Here is a 14,233-nt window from a genome sequence, read left to right as displayed (position 1 = left end):
CTCTCAGTCGTTCTGGAAGAGCTCGCGGCCCCACCAGTCGTCCTCGTCGCGGACGCCCGGCGGTACGGCGTAGACGGCCGAACCCACGTGCTGGATGTACTCGTTGAGCGAGTCGAGCTTCGCCAGCCGCATCTGCAGCGGCACGAAGCCGTCCCGGACGTCGCGCTGGTAGGCGATGAAGAACAGCCCGGCGTCCAGGCGGCCGAGGCCGTCGGTGCCGTCCGTGAAGGAGTAGCCGCGGCGCAGGATCGTCACACCGCTGTTGTCCGGGTGCGCCAGCCGGACGTGCGCGTCCGGGAGCATCGCCTTGAAGTCCGGGGTGTCGTGCTCGCGCTGCCTGCCGATCGGGGCGCCCTCGCCCTTCGTCCGGCCGAAGATCTGCTCCTGCTCGCGCAGCGGGGTGCGGTCCCAGGTCTCGATGTGCATGCGGATGCGGCGGGCGACCAGGTACGAGCCGCCGGCCATCCAGGAGGGGCCGTCCTTCGCGGCGACCCACACGTGCTCGTCCTGCGCGGCCCGGTCGGAGCCCGCGACGTTGTGCGTGCCGTCCTTGAAGCCCATCAGGTTGCGCGGGGTCTGCTCCTCGGGCGTGGTCGAGGAGGTCTTGCCGAAGCCGAGCTGCGACCAGCGCATCGCGACCTTGCCGAAGCCGATCCGGGCCAGGTTGCGGATGGCGTGCACCGCCACCTGCGGGTCGTCCGCGCAGGCCTGGACGCACAGGTCGCCGCCGCTGCGGTTCGGGTCGAGGGCGTCGCCGGGGAACTTGGGCAGGTCCACCAGCGCCGCGGGGCGGTGCGCCTTGAGGCCGAAGCGGTCCCCGCCGTCCTTCGTGGTGAACAGCGAGGGCCCGAAGCCGACGGTGAGGGTGAGCCGCGAGGCCTGCAGGCCCAGCGCCTCGCCGGTGTCGTCCGGCGGGGCCTCGGCGAGGCCGCCGACCGCGCCCTCGCCGACCGGCCGGCCCTGCGTCAGCTTGCGGGCGGCGTCGGTCCATTCCTTCAGGAGCGCGACCAGTTCCTCGCGGTCCTCGGTCTTGACGTCGAAGGAAGCGAAGTGGAGCCGGTCCTGCACCGGGGTCGTGATGCCGGCCTGGTTCTCGCCGTGGAAGGCGATCGCGCTGCCCGCCGCGCCGGCGGGTCGTACGTCGTCCCCGGCGCGGACGGCGGCCACGGCGCCGCCCGCCGCGGCGGCCGCGACGACGACGCCCGCTCCGGTCCAGCCGAGCACCTTGCGGCGCGACGTGACGGTCTCCTCGGACATGGTCCGGTGCCCCCTCGGGTTACTTGGCGACGGCCGCGGCGAGCTTCGACAGGGGCTCGGCGAGCGCGTTGACGGCGTCCGAGAGCTCCTTGCGCTGGTCCTTGCCGACGGTCTCGTAGGAGACGAACTCCGTGGTGCTGCCGCCCTTGCGGTACTTGTCGAGCAGCGCCGTCAGGGCCGGGAACTGCTTGTCGAGGTCGGCGGCCAGGGCCGCGTCGTTCTCGGCGGCGACCGGCTTCAGCAGTTCGTAGGCCTTCATCGCGCCCTCGACGTTGGCCTGGAAGTCCGACAGGTCGGTGTGGGAGTAGCGGTCCTCCTCACCGGTGATCTTGCCGGTGGCGACCTCGTCCAGCAGTTCCTTGGCACCGTTGGCCATGCTGGTGGCGGTGATGTCGGCCTTGCCGACGCGGGTCTGCCAGTCCTTCAGGTCGGTGACGAGCTGGTCGGCGAGGGCGCCCTCCTCGGCGCCGGCCTTCTTCTCCTGCCACAGGGACTTCTCCAGCCGGTGCCAGCCGGTCCACTTCTGGCCGTCCTCCAGGCCGTCCTCGCGGGTGTCGGTCAGCGGGTCGATGTCGCCGAAGGACTCCGCCACCGGCTCGGTGCGCTCCCAGCCGACGCGGGAGGGCGCGAAGAGGGACTTGGCCTTCTCCACGTCGCCCGCCTTGACGGCGTCGGCGAACTGCTGGACCACCGGGATGGTCTGGTCGGCCTGCTCCTGCGCGTACTTGCGGTACGCGGCCACCGCGGCGTCCAGCCGCGGGTCGCCCTTGGCGGCGCCCTTGCCGGTGACGGTGATCTTCTGCCGGATGCCGTCGCCCTGCATGCCGGGCTTGCAGGCGATCTCGTACGTGCCGGCCTTGATCTCGGCGGTGATGGTGGCCTTGGTGCCGGGGCCGATGTTCTCCCGCTCGGTCACGATCTGGTCGCTGGGCGTGTAGACGTAGACCTCGGTGACCTTGGAGCCCTTGTTCTCGACGGCCAGCTGCACGTGCCCGGCCGGGAAACTGGTCCTGGAGACCTCGCACTTGCTGTCCGTCGCGGTCACCGTGATCGCGTCGGAGGCCTTGCCGTCCGCTTTCTCCGCGCATCCGGTGACGGCGGTGACGGCGACCACTATGCCGGCGGCGGCGACGGCGGACATGCGGACGGCGGACATGCGATCTCCAGGCGGCTCAGGGAAAACACGTTAGGCAAGCCTTTCCTGTGAAAGGCTTGCCTAACCTATCCGAGGCTCCCTGCGCCTTCTTCTGCTTTTCGTAAAGGAAGGGCAATGGAAAGGTCAAGGGAGTGTCAGTACCTCCGCGCCTGTGTCCGTCACCACAAGGGTGTGCTCGAACTGCGCGGTGCGCTTGCGGTCCTTCGTGACGACCGTCCAGCCGTCGTCCCAGATCTCGTACTCGTGGGTGCCCAGGGTCAGCATCGGCTCGATGGTGAAGGTCATCCCCGGCTTCATGACGGTGGTGGCGCGGGGGTCGTCGTAGTGCGGGACGATCAGGCCGGAGTGGAAGGCGGTGTTGATGCCGTGGCCGGTGAAGTCGCGCACGACACCGTAATCGAATCGTTTGGCATAGGACTCGATGACCCTGCCGATCACATTGATCTGCCGTCCCGGCTTCACCGCTTTGATGGCGCGATTCAGGGATTCCCGCGTGCGTTCCACCAACAGCCTTGATTCCTCGGCGACTTCACCGACGAAGTAGGTGGCGTTGGTGTCCCCGTGCACCCCGTGGATGTAGGCCGTGACGTCCAGGTTGACGATGTCGCCGTCGCGCAGCTCGGTGGAGTCGGGGATGCCGTGGCAGATGACCTCGTTGATGGAGGAGCACAGCGACTTGGGGAAGCCCCGGTACCCGAGGTCCGAGGGGTAGGCCTGGTGGTCGCACATGTACGTGTGCGCGATCCGGTCCAGCTCGTCGGTGGCGACGCCGGGCGCGATCGCCTTCGCCGCCTCCTCCATGGCCCGCGCGGCGATCCGCGAGGCGATCCGCATCTTCTCGATCGTCTCCGCGGACTGCACCTCGGGGCCGTCGTAGGGCCGCGGCGCCGGCCGGCCCACGTACTCCGGACGCGGGATCGAGGCGGGCACGGGACGGATGGGGGAGAGCTTGCCGGGAACCAGGACAGACATGTCAGCGAGTGTATCGGCGGCCGGTCGGGCAGCATGGCGGCAGGACGTCGTACGAGGAGGGACGATGGCGCTGTTCAGGCGAGTCCGCAAGCCCGCGGGGAAGCCCGGCGAGTGGTTCTACTGCATCGAGCACCACAAGGTCGAGGAGGGGCCGGAGTGCCCCGCCAAGGACCGCATGGGGCCGTACCCGAGCCGCGCGGACGCGGAGCGGGCGATGGAGACGGCCGCCGAGCGGAACCTGCAGTGGGAGAACGACCCGCGCTGGAAGGACCGTGCGCGGGAGGACGAGGAGGGCTGACCGGGCCGCGGGGGCCGGGTGCACGATGGAAGGGTGAAGCTGGGACTGGCCGGCGACACCATGCTCGGCCGCACGGTCGCCGCGCGGCTGGCCGAGGCCCCCGCGGAGGCGCTGTTCTCCGAGGAGGTCGTGGCCGCCGCGCGGGAGGCGGACCTCTTCGTCCTCAACCTGGAGTGCGCGATCTCCGACCGCGGCGAGCCCTGGCCCGACCCCTTCAAGCCCTTCTTCTTCCGCGCCCCGCCGGTCGCCGTGCGCGCCCTGACGCACCTGGGCGTCAGCTGCGTCAACCTGGCCAACAACCACGCCCTGGACTACGGCCGGACGGCGCTGCTGGACACCCTGGAGCACCTGGCCGGCGCCGGGATCGCGGCCGTCGGGGCCGGACCGGACGAGGCCGCGGCGCGCGCACCGGTGGTGCTGGGCGGCGTCGGGGGCTCCCCGGCCCTCGGCGTCCTCGGCGTCACCGACCATCCGCCGGAGTACGCCGCGGGGCCGAACCGCCCCGGGGTGGCCTACGCCGACCTGGCCGGGGGCGTCCCGCGCTGGCTCACCGACGGCGTCGCGGGCCTGCGCGCGCGGGCCCCGGCGGTACTCGTCACCCCGCACTGGGGGCCCAACATGACCACCCGTCCGGCCCGCTACATCCGCGACGCCGCATCGGCCCTGCGCACGGCGGGCGCCACGCTCGTGGCGGGCACCTCCGCGCACGTCTTCCACGGCGTGACGGACGGGGTGCTCTACGACCTCGGGGACCTCGTCGACGACTACGCGACCGACCCGCGGCTGCGCAACGACCGAGGTCTGCTCTTCCTCGTCACCTTCGACCCCGCCGGGCGGCGCCCCGTCCGGCTGGAGGCGGTGCCGATCGCCCTCGACCTCTGCTTCACCCGACTGGCCGACCGCGGTGAACGGGCCTGGATCGCACGGCGGTTCCGACGCGCCTGCGCCGCGTTCGGGCACGAGGTCACGGAGGAGGGCGGACGGCTGGTGGTCCGCTGGGACGCCGAGGCTACCCGCCCGTAGCACACGCACCCCCTTCCTGTCCGAGATTCCGAACGGATTGAGGTCCAGACCAGCCGCGCTCCGTTTCCCAGGGCACGTGGACCGGAACCGACCGACGGCCGGTCGGAGGAAAGGGGCCCCATGTCCAGGAAGCGCACGATGAGCACCAAGCAGAAGATCGCGCTCGCGACCGGGGCGGCGACCCTGGCCGGCGGCTTCGCCGTGGTGACGATGAGCATGGGACACGCCTCGGTGGTGTGCGACGGGCTCGACCAGGCACTGCGCAACAACGAGAACTTCATCGCGGGGCAACGCGCCAACCCCGACTCCCAGTCGGCGGCGCGGATCGCCAACCGCGAGGCCGTGATCCAGCAGATCAACGTGCAGCGGGCGGCCTCCGGCTGCGGAGCCGCCCAGGCGGCGCCCGCGGCACCGGCCGCCCCCGCCGGACAGGGCCAGAACCAGCAGGGCCAGAACCAGCAGAACCAGGGGCAGGGCCAGAGCCAGGGCCAGAACCAGGGCCAGGCCGCGCCGCCGGCCGACGGCGGCCAGGTCGTCTGCGCGGGATCGACGGTCACCCTCTCCGGCGAGGCCGGTGCGCCCGCCGCCTCCAGCAACCAGTTCCCGCTGGGCACCAGGCTCAAGGTGACCAACCTGGACAACAACAAGTCGACCACGGTGTCGGTGACTTCGACCTCCGGGAGCTGCGCGCTGCTGAACAACGCGGCCTTCGAGCAGGTCCGGGAGCCCGGGAAGTTCCTCATCAGGAAGGCGCGCATCGAACGCGTCGGCTGACCGGGACACCGCGGCCGGTCCGGGCCACTGCCGAACCAGGAAGCGGCGGTGGCCCGGACCTCTTGACGGGAGCACGACAGTTCGCTTCAATCCGCGATGACAGGTCCAGACCAACGGTCCAGACCACTCGCACAGCGCAGCCCCCCGCCCCCCACAGGGAGGTCACGTGCTCTTCCGTCGTCATGTCCCCCGCCCGGGATCACGCAGGTCCCGCATCCTCGCCGGCCTCACCGCCGCCTTCCTCGCCGCCGCGGGCAGCCTGATCGCCCTGCCCGGCACCGCCCACGCCGCCAACCTCGTCACCAACCCCGGTTTCGAGAGCGGCAGCCTCTCCGGCTGGTCCTGCTCCGGCGGATCGGTCGTCGGCAGCCCCGTGCACGGCGGCACCAAGGCACTCGCCGGCGCCGTCAGCAGCAGCGACACCGCCCAGTGCACCCAGACGGTCTCCGTGCAGCCGAACACCGCGTACACGCTCTCCGGTTGGGTGCGCGGCGCGTACGTCTACCTCGGCGTGACCGGCGGCGCGTCCACCTGGACCCCGTCCGCCGCCTCCTACACCCAACTGACCGTCCCCTTCACCACCGGCGCCGCGCAGACCAGCGTCCAGATCTACGTGCACGGCTGGTACGCCCAGGGCGCCTACAACGCCGACGACATCAGCCTCGACGGCCCCGGCGGCGGGGGCGGCGGTGACACGCAGGCGCCCACCGCGCCCAGCGGCCTCACCTCCACCGGCAAGACCGCCTCCAGCGTCTCGCTGTCCTGGAACGCCTCCTCCGACAACACCGGCGTCACCAGCTACGACGTCTACCGCGGCAGCACCCTCGCCACCACCGTCACCGGCACCTCCGCCACCGTCACCGGACTGGCCGCGAGCACCGCCTACACCTTCACCGTCAAGGCGCGCGACGCCGCGGGCAACACCTCGGCCGCCTCCAACGCGGTGAGCGTCACCACCAACGCCGGCGGCGGCGGGGGCACCGGCTTCAAGCAGGCCGCGCCCTACCTCTACCTCGGCTGGGGCGACCCGCCCAGCCCGGCCACGGTGATGAGCGCCACCGGCATCAAGTGGTTCACCATGGCCTTCATCCTCTCCTCCGGCGGCTGCAACCCCGCCTGGGACGGCTCCCGTCCGCTGACCGGCGGCACCGACCAGTCCACCATCAACGCGATCCGCGCCGCGGGCGGCGACATCGTCCCGTCCATCGGCGGCTGGAGCGGCAACAAGCTCGGGCCCAACTGCTCCACGCCCGCCGCGCTCGCCGGTGCCTACCAGAAGGTGATCGACGCCTACGGCCTCAAGGCGATCGACGTCGACATCGAGAACACCGACGAGTTCGAGAGCGAGGTCGTCCAGGACCGCGTGCTCAACGCCCTGAAGATCGTCAAGCAGAACAACCCCGGCATCCGCACGATCATCACCTTCGGCACGTCGACGACCGGCCCGAGCTACTGGGGCAACCGTCTCGTCGAGCGGGCCAACGCGCTCGGCGCCGACATCGACGTCTTCACGATCATGCCGTTCGACTTCGGCGGCGGCGCCGACATGTACGGCAACACCGTGAACGCCGCCGAGGGCCTGAAGGCCAAGCTGAAGTCCACCTTCGGCTGGGACGACGCCACCGCCTACGCCCACCTGGGCATCTCCGGCATGAACGGGCTGAGCGACCAGCAGGAGACCACCACCCCGGCCATCTGGACCCAGATCCGGGACTGGGCCAACTCCCACCACATCGCCCGGCTCGCCTACTGGGCCGTCAACCGGGACCGCCCGTGCCCCGGTGGCGGCGTGACCAGCAACTGCTCCGGCATCAACCAGAGCACCTGGCAGTTCACCTCGATCACCGCCGGCTTCACCGGCTGATCGCACCCCCGCCCCCCACGGGTCAGGCGGCGGAGGACACGGCGTCCTCCGCCGCCTTCCGCATGCTCACGGCGTGCTCGTTGGTCCGGGCGTCGTACGCCATCAGCGTCGGCAGGCAGGCGGCCAGCGCCCCGACCGCCGCCACGCAGGCCAGCCCGCCCGTCCACACCGAGGTGCGCAGGCCCAGCAGCGCCGCCGAGCCGCCGGCCCGCACCTGGCCGAACTGCGGGCCGACGGTGAAGGAGAGCAGTTCGATGCCGGCCAGCCGGCCGCGCAGCGAGTCGGGGATGGTCTGGTTCCAGATCGTGGCCCGGAACACCCCGCTGACCATGTCGAACGCCCCCGCCAGCGCCAGGAAGCCCAGCACCGCCCACACGTCGCGGGACCAGCCGGCCGCCGCCATGCACAGCCCGAAGGCCGCCGCGGCCAGCACGACGGCCCGCCCGTGCCGGTGCACCCGCGACGACCAGCCGCCGGTGAGGCTCATCAGCAGCGCACCGGCGGGCAGGGCCGCGTACATCAGGCCCAGCGACCAGGGCGCGCCCAGGTCGTCCGCCATGAAGGGGAACACGGCGATCGGGAAGGCCAGTCCGGTCGCGGCGATGTCCACCACATAGGTGCCCAGCAGCTCCTTGCGGCTCCACGCGTAGCGCGCGCCCTCCGCGATCGAGCTCAGCGACGGGCGCTTCGCGTCGTGGGAGGGCGGCGAGGGCCGCAGCCCGAGGCCCAGGACGACGGAGACGGCGAAGGTGAGGGCGTCGATGGCGTACGCCCACCGCAGACCGGCGTACGCGATCAGCACGCCCGCCAGGGAGGGCGCCGCGATCGCGCCTATCTGCCAGCGCAGCGCGTTCAGCGAGGCGGCCGCGGTCAGTTGCCCGTGCGGGACGATGCGCTGCACGATCGCGTCCAGGGCCGGCCGCTGCAGCCCGCCCAGTGCGCTGGTCAGCGCGGCCACCACGTACAGCGGCCAGAGCACCGGCCGCGGCAGCAGGGCGTTGACCAGCAGCACGGCCGACAGCACCCCGAGGGCCGCCTCCGTCCACAGGATGAGCTTGCGCCGGTCCAGGGCGTCCGCGAGCGCACCGCCGTAGAGGCCGCAGACGATCAGCGGCACCAGTTCGACGGCGCCGAGGGCGCCGACCGCGAGGGTGGAGCCGGTCAGCTCCTTGACCTGGACCGGGACGGCCACGAAGGTCAGGAAGCTGCCGAAGGTCGTGATCAGGCCCGCGCACCACATCAGGCGGAAGTCGCGCGAGGTCCGCCACGGTGCGAGGTCGGGAAGGAGTCTGGACACGAGGTCGCATGCTCCGCGCGCGGGCCCGCCGGCGCAACCGGGTTTTCCGGCCCGTGCGCCGGTGACGGCACGGCCCGTTCACATCCGGGCGCCGCTCGGGCCGCCTCGGGATCAATTGCGCACCGGTGGCCGGGGGCGTCGCCGTCAGCGCATCAGGCCCGCGGCCGCCAGACGTTGCCGGACCACGGCGACGGCGGTGTCGTCCAGCGGGACCTGCGGGGGAGCCGTCGCCGCGCAGCCGATGACGCCGCGCAGCCGCAGCGCCGCCTTGAAGCCGCCCAGAGCGGAGGAGACCGGGCCCATCGGCGTGGAGTCCGCGCCCGCGTCGACGATGGCGTAGAGCTGCGCGAGCCGGTCCTGCTCCGCCGCGGCCTCGCGCCAGCGTCCCTCGACGGCGTACGCGTGGAGCCGTACGTAGCCGTGCGGGTCCACGTTGCCGAGCCCCGGGACGACCCCGTGCGCGCCCGCCAGGAGGGCGCCGTCCACGGCCAGTTCGGAACCGGTCAGCAGGGCGAAGGAGGAGTCCAGGCCGCGGCGGCGCAGCTCCGTCAGCAACCGGCGCATGGGGCCGTCCGCGCCGCTGCTGTCCTTCAGCCCGGCCAGCGTGCCCTCCTCCGCCAGGGCCAGCACGGTCGCCGCGGGCAGCTTGGTGTGCACCGCGGACGGGATGTCGTACGCGAACAACGGCACCCCGCCGGCCCCGTCCCGCACCCGGCGGAAGTGGTCGGCGATCTCCACCGGATGCGTCGCCGCGTAGAAGGGGGCGGTCGCCACCAGCGCGTCGGCGCCCGCCGCGACGGCGGCGCGCGCGTGCTCCAGGACACGCGGGGTGGTCATGTCGACGACACCGGCCAGCACGGGCACCCGGCCGCCGACCGCCTCCACGACCGTCGTCAGCGCGGTGCGCCGCTGCGCGTCCGTGAGGAAGGCCGTCTCGCCGCTGGACCCCAGGACGAAGACCCCGTGCACCCCCGCCGAGAGCACGTGCCCGACCAGGGCGCGCAGCCCCGCGGTGTCGACGTCCCCCGTCTCCGTGAACGGGGTGCACAGAGGTGGTACGACCCCGCGCAGCGGGCGGAGCGGATCGGTCCCGGTTGCCGTCATGGACCGCTTCTACCAGCTCGCCGGCGGCGGCGACACCAACTGCTCGGCGAGCCGCGAGAGCCGCGGCAGCCGGTCCCGCAGCCGCACCCGGCGCCCGGCCGCCGCGCTGACCAGGTGCTGCAGTACGTCCATGCCGACCTCGGAGGGCTCCGGCGGCACGGTGAGCGCGTCGTGCGCCAGCCCGCGCAGCTCCGGGTCGCCGGCGTCCATCGCCAGCACCGTGGCGCCCGAGCGCCGCGCGTCGTCCACTCGCTGCAGCAGCCCGGCCTCGGCCCGTTCGGGCGTGACCACCAGCACCGTCTCGCCCCTGCGCGCCGCCTCCAGACGGGCCGTGCCGACCGCCAGATGCGGCGGCGCGCCCGGCGGAACCCGGTGCCGCACCAGCGTCGGGGACAGCTCCGGCAGCCCGTTCCAGGCCGCCTCGTCGTCCAGATGCGCTGCCATGTGCCAGGGCTCGTAATCCCCGCTGCCGACGAGCAGCAGCCCACCGGCGGGCCCCCGGCGGACGGCCCCGCGCAGCGAGCCGGCGAAGGACCGGGTCAGCTCCGGCCACTCGCTCCCGGCGAGCAGTTCACGGACGACCTCGACCCGTACGGCATCCATCCCCGCATCCTCGCGGACCGCGCCCCCGCCCGGCCCCGCTTCGCGCCCCGCTCACCCGAAGGGGTCAGCCGGTCGTGTCCGCGGGCAGCGCCCGGGACACCCGCTCCCGCACGTCCGTGAAGTGCCGGCGCATGGCGGCCCTGGCCGCGCCCGCGTCCCCGGTGCGCAGCGCGCCGACGACGGCGCGGTGGTTGGCGACGACCCGCTCGACCGGGTCGTCCGCGGGCACCAGGGCGGCGCCGACCTCGTGGTAGGCGCTCCAGAACAGGTCGAGGAGCTGCAGCACGAGTTCGTTGCCGCAGGAGGAGTAGAGCAGCGCGTGGAAGGCCCGGTCCGCGTCCGGGTCGACGACCATCCGGGCGGCGAGCGCGTCGAGTTCGTCCAGCCGGTTGTCCGGTATCGTCCCGGCGACCTCGCCTATCAGGCCGACCTCCAGCAGCTCGCGCACCGCGACGAGGTCGGCCAGCGCCCGTACCCGGGACCGCAGCTGGAAGGTGAGCGAGGGCATCATCACCCGCAGCGGCGCCTCGCCGACGAAGGTGCCCGTGCCGTGCCGGATCTCCACGATGCCCAGTGCCTGCAGCGCGCGCACCGCCTCGCGCACGCTGTTGCGGCTCGCACCGAGCAGGTCCATCAACTGCGGTTCGGTCGGCAGGGTGGCGCCCGGGGCGAGCCGCTGTTCGTGGATCAGCTCGACGATGCGGTCCTGGAGTCCCGGGCCGCGGCCCTTGCCGGCGGTTCTGGTCACGGGTGGCCGCCTTTCCCTGTGCTGTCGCGCACCTTTGACGTTCCGTCAGTGCCTCCTCCGGGCCCCGCGGGACGAGGGACGTCCTGCGTCCGCCCCGCGGCCGCGGATCAGGAGGCAACACCGATGTCATACCTCACATCCGTCGTCCGCCGAGCCAATTCCGGTGCGGACGGGGGCTTTCCCGCACCGCGGGGCATCGGTCGGCGCGGGGCGCGTCACAGCGTCCGTGCGGGCCGGGCACCGTCCCCACCTGGCAGGATCGCGGTATGACTGTTGACAGTGGCAATGAGACCCCCGCCCCCAAGGCGCCGGCGAAGGACCCCTGGGAGCTGCCCGACGTGTCCGGCCTCGTCGTCGGCGTCCTCGGCGGCACCGGCCCGCAGGGCCGCGGCCTGGCGTACCGGCTCGCCAAGGCCGGGCAGCAGGTGATCATCGGCTCGCGCGCCGCGGAACGCGCCCAGGCCACGGCCGACCGGATCGGCCTCGGCGTACGGGGCGCCGACAACACGGAGACCGCCCGCAGCAGCGACGTGGTCATCGTCGCCGTCCCGTGGGACGGCCACGGCGAGACCCTGGAGTCCCTGCGCGAGGAGCTCGCCGGCAAGCTCGTCGTCGACTGCGTCAACCCGCTGGGCTTCGACAAGCAGGGCGCCTACGCCCTCGAGCCGGAGGAGGGCAGCGCCGCCCAGCAGGCCGCCGCGCTGCTCCCGGAGTCCCGGGTCACCGCCGCCTTCCACCACCTTTCCGCGGTCACGCTCGAGGACCCGGAGGTCGACTCGATCGACACCGACGTCCTCGTCCTCGGGGACAGCCGGGCCGACACCGACCTGGTCCAGGCACTGGCCGCGCGCATCCCCGGCATCCGCGGCGTCTTCGCCGGCCGGCTGCGCAACGCGCACCAGGTGGAGTCGCTGGTCGCCAACCTGATCTCGGTCAACCGCCGCTACAAGGCCCACGCCGGTCTGCGCCTGACCGACGTCTAGGGCCGCGGGGGCATGGGGGACAATGGGCGGGTTCGCGACCGACCCGACAGGAGCCGCCCCCCATGCCCCGCCTCGCCCTCTACGCGCTCGTCCTGTGCGCGCTCGCCGTGGCCGCCGCCGTCGTCTCCTTCGTGGAGGGCAGCTGGCTCGGCGTCCTCTGGATCCTGATCGCCGGCCTCACCAGCAACATGTGCTGGTACTACCTGCGCAAGGCCAAGGCGGAGCGGGAGGCCGGCGAGCCGGGGACGGCCAACTGAGCGTCGCTACTTCCAGAACTGGAAGTAGGCGTAACCAAGGCGCGACAGGTCGCCCGGGACCCCGAAGGCCGCCGTCACGGAGTCGATGAAGCCGAAGAACGCGGCGTTGACCTCGGGGATCCACAACACACCGAAGACTGCCAGCAGCCCGAACTGGCCGAACGGCTCCAACTGGCGCCGCGTCCGGTACGACAGCCAGGGCTCGATCACGCCGTAGCCGTCCAGACCAGGCACCGGCAGCAGGTTCAGGATCGAGGCCGTGACCTGCAGCATCGCCAGGAACGCCAGCGCGGACGCGAAGGGCGTCTGCGCCGGGTCGCGGTAGTCGACCACATCCAGCGTGAAGGGCAGCAGCAGGGCGATCGCGCACACCACGTTGGTCAGCGGGCCCGCCGCCGAGATGAGGCTGTGCTTCCAGCGGCCGCGGATCCTGCCCCGCTCGATGAAGACGGCGCCGCCGGGAAGGCCGATCCCGCCCAGGATCACGAAGATCACCGGCAGCACGATGCTCAGCAGCGCGTGCGTGTACTTCAGCGGGTTCAGGGTCAGGTAGCCCTTGGCGCCGATCGAGATGTCGCCGCCGTGCAGCGCGGTGCGGGCGTGCGCGTACTCGTGCAGGCACAGGGACACGACCCAGCCGGACACGACGAAGAGGAACACGGCGAAGCCGGTGCTGGTGGAGAAGTCCGTCCACACCGCCCAGCCCGAGACGGCCATGATCGCGACCAGGCCCAGGAAGATCGGGCTGATCCGCCGTTCACTGCGGGTTGCTGCGGTCGTCATCGTTCGGGGCTCCTGCGGAGGCGGTGCGTCATCGGTCGTGGTCCTGGCCGCCCGATCATGCCATCCGGCTGCCGCGGGGCAAACCCACGGCGGGACAACGCTCCGCCAACGCCGTACGTTCCTGCGCCCGCGTTGCGATCCGCCATCGATCGGGCCCGGACCGGTTCCCCGCGTACGGGGTACGGGGGCACGCTGGGGGTGTCCGGCGGGGCCGGGGGGAGCGGGGGAAGCCATGACGCGGACGGGGGTCGTCGTGCCGGCACTGGTCGGCATCGCGGCCGTGCTCGGCACACTGACCGGGTGCGGCGTTCCACCGGCGGGGGTCACCGGCATCGCCGTGAGCGAGGACGGCAGGCCGCTGGGGGTGATGCTGGTGTGCCACGACCACATCGACGGGGCCACGCTCTACGACTCCGATTCCGACTCCGACTCCGACGCGGACGAGTCGTCGGACCACCTCGGCAGGTGGAGCCGGGGGAGGCCGGTGACGGGGTTCACGGTGTGGTCGCTGGAGGGCGGCGGCAGGGGGTGGCGCACCGAGGTGCCGGCGTCCCTGCCCTTTGCGGCGCACCGCACGTACAGCCTGTACGGCTGGACTCGGGACAACTCGTGGTCGACGCAGCACGTGGACTTCACGGCGGAGCAGTTCGAGGGCCTGGAGCCGGGGGAGGTCCGCTGGTACGGGGGCGAGGGGGCGCCCGGGGCGGACCGGGACGGATTCGTCACGGCGCGGCTTGCGGGGTTCCGTGCGAGTGCCTGCGGCGGCTTTTGACCGGGGTCTGTGGTTGCGGCCGGTTGTTGTGTGCGGGTCCGTTGCGCCTGCGGCGGGCTGTTCCCCCACCCTCCCTCCCGATTGCCCGGCGCGATTGGTGCGGGTCCCGCAGCTCGTTGTGGGGTCGGCGCCGCGCCGGCGCACGTCCTCAACGCTCGCGGTTTACCTCAACATCCTTGGGCACCGCGTGCGCCGCTCGTCGTTTCCGGGCGCACCCCGACACACCCCCTCCTCTCGTATGGGCGCACAACGGCCGGTGGGGGTGTGAGGGCAGTCCGGGGTTGCCCCGAACGGCTCACTGACCCCGCGGCCCCGCGGTTCAGGCCCGCATCATTCGGTACC

General features: G+C 72.4%; 15 protein-coding genes. 7 read left to right on the top strand and 8 right to left on the bottom strand.

The window, feature by feature from the left end:
- Positions 1–3: 3 nt before the first annotated feature.
- The 3 genes from efeB to map all read right to left on the bottom strand — a co-directional run bounded on the left by efeB (position 4) and on the right by map (position 3,385).
- Positions 4–1,257 (bottom strand): iron uptake transporter deferrochelatase/peroxidase subunit, encoded by a 1,254-nt coding sequence (gene efeB, locus ACFZAU_RS24380; RefSeq protein WP_500553918.1) that lies wholly within the window; start codon positions 1,255–1,257, stop codon positions 4–6.
- 19 nt (positions 1,258–1,276) lie between these two features.
- A complete protein-coding gene (efeO, locus tag ACFZAU_RS24375) occupies positions 1,277–2,413 on the bottom strand; it encodes an iron uptake system protein EfeO (protein WP_500553917.1) in 1,137 nt (378 codons plus the stop codon).
- A 123-nt stretch (positions 2,414–2,536) separates the two neighbouring features.
- On the bottom strand, positions 2,537–3,385 hold the full coding sequence (gene map, locus ACFZAU_RS24370) for a type I methionyl aminopeptidase (protein ID WP_500459681.1): 849 nt from the start codon (positions 3,383–3,385) through the stop codon (positions 2,537–2,539).
- 64 nt (positions 3,386–3,449) lie between these two features.
- On the opposite strand from map, the gene ACFZAU_RS24365 reads away from it, so the two are divergent.
- The 4 genes from ACFZAU_RS24365 to ACFZAU_RS24350 all read left to right on the top strand — a co-directional run bounded on the left by ACFZAU_RS24365 (position 3,450) and on the right by ACFZAU_RS24350 (position 7,344).
- Positions 3,450–3,683 carry a hypothetical protein gene (locus ACFZAU_RS24365; protein WP_500459680.1) on the top strand — a complete coding sequence of 78 codons (234 nt, stop codon included), beginning with the start codon at positions 3,450–3,452 and terminating at the stop codon, positions 3,681–3,683.
- A gap of 33 nt (positions 3,684–3,716) precedes the next feature.
- Complete coding sequence (locus ACFZAU_RS24360) at positions 3,717–4,706, top strand: CapA family protein (RefSeq protein ID WP_500553916.1); 990 nt, start codon at positions 3,717–3,719, stop codon at positions 4,704–4,706.
- A gap of 120 nt (positions 4,707–4,826) precedes the next feature.
- Positions 4,827–5,480, top strand: coding sequence for an SCO2207 family protein (locus ACFZAU_RS24355; protein WP_500553915.1), 654 nt, complete (start codon positions 4,827–4,829; stop codon positions 5,478–5,480).
- Between the two features lie 166 nt (positions 5,481–5,646).
- On the top strand, positions 5,647–7,344 hold the full coding sequence (locus ACFZAU_RS24350; protein WP_500553914.1) for a carbohydrate binding domain-containing protein: 1,698 nt from the start codon (positions 5,647–5,649) through the stop codon (positions 7,342–7,344).
- A 22-nt stretch (positions 7,345–7,366) separates the two neighbouring features.
- On the opposite strand, the gene ACFZAU_RS24345 is transcribed toward ACFZAU_RS24350, so the two are convergent.
- From ACFZAU_RS24345 to ACFZAU_RS24330, 4 genes are all read right to left on the bottom strand, one after another.
- On the bottom strand, positions 7,367–8,641 hold the full coding sequence (locus ACFZAU_RS24345; protein WP_500553913.1) for an MFS transporter: 1,275 nt from the start codon (positions 8,639–8,641) through the stop codon (positions 7,367–7,369).
- A 144-nt stretch (positions 8,642–8,785) separates the two neighbouring features.
- Positions 8,786–9,745, bottom strand: a complete 960-nt coding sequence (locus tag ACFZAU_RS24340; protein WP_499598303.1) for a dihydrodipicolinate synthase family protein — start codon at positions 9,743–9,745, stop codon at positions 8,786–8,788.
- Positions 9,746–9,754: 9 nt separating this feature from the next.
- Entirely contained in the window at positions 9,755–10,348 is a 594-nt protein-coding gene (locus tag ACFZAU_RS24335; RefSeq protein ID WP_500553912.1) for a hypothetical protein, read from the bottom strand.
- 64 nt (positions 10,349–10,412) lie between these two features.
- On the bottom strand, positions 10,413–11,096 hold the full coding sequence (locus tag ACFZAU_RS24330) for a FadR/GntR family transcriptional regulator (protein WP_500553911.1): 684 nt from the start codon (positions 11,094–11,096) through the stop codon (positions 10,413–10,415).
- Positions 11,097–11,362: 266 nt separating this feature from the next.
- Here ACFZAU_RS24330 and npdG point away from each other — a divergent pair, with 266 nt between their 5' ends.
- Together npdG and ACFZAU_RS24320 are read left to right on the top strand one after the other, a co-directional pair.
- On the top strand, positions 11,363–12,079 hold the full coding sequence (npdG, locus tag ACFZAU_RS24325; RefSeq protein WP_500553910.1) for an NADPH-dependent F420 reductase: 717 nt from the start codon (positions 11,363–11,365) through the stop codon (positions 12,077–12,079).
- A gap of 62 nt (positions 12,080–12,141) precedes the next feature.
- On the top strand, positions 12,142–12,336 hold the full coding sequence (locus tag ACFZAU_RS24320) for a hypothetical protein (protein ID WP_500459670.1): 195 nt from the start codon (positions 12,142–12,144) through the stop codon (positions 12,334–12,336).
- Between the two features lie 6 nt (positions 12,337–12,342).
- On the opposite strand, the gene ACFZAU_RS24315 is transcribed toward ACFZAU_RS24320, so the two are convergent.
- Positions 12,343–13,119, bottom strand: coding sequence for a site-2 protease family protein (locus ACFZAU_RS24315; protein WP_500459669.1), 777 nt, complete (start codon positions 13,117–13,119; stop codon positions 12,343–12,345).
- A gap of 232 nt (positions 13,120–13,351) precedes the next feature.
- On the opposite strand from ACFZAU_RS24315, the gene ACFZAU_RS24310 reads away from it, so the two are divergent.
- Positions 13,352–13,891 carry a hypothetical protein gene (locus ACFZAU_RS24310; RefSeq protein WP_500553909.1) on the top strand — a complete coding sequence of 180 codons (540 nt, stop codon included), beginning with the start codon at positions 13,352–13,354 and terminating at the stop codon, positions 13,889–13,891.
- The last annotated feature ends 342 nt before the right edge of the window (positions 13,892–14,233 follow it).

This window comes from Streptomyces sp. NPDC008238 (assembly GCF_042956445.1).
In the GTDB taxonomy this organism is placed as follows: Bacteria; Actinomycetota; Actinomycetes; order Streptomycetales; family Streptomycetaceae; genus Actinacidiphila.
Note: the sequence above shows the minus strand (reverse complement) of the source record. Positions and strands in the feature narration are given on the sequence as shown.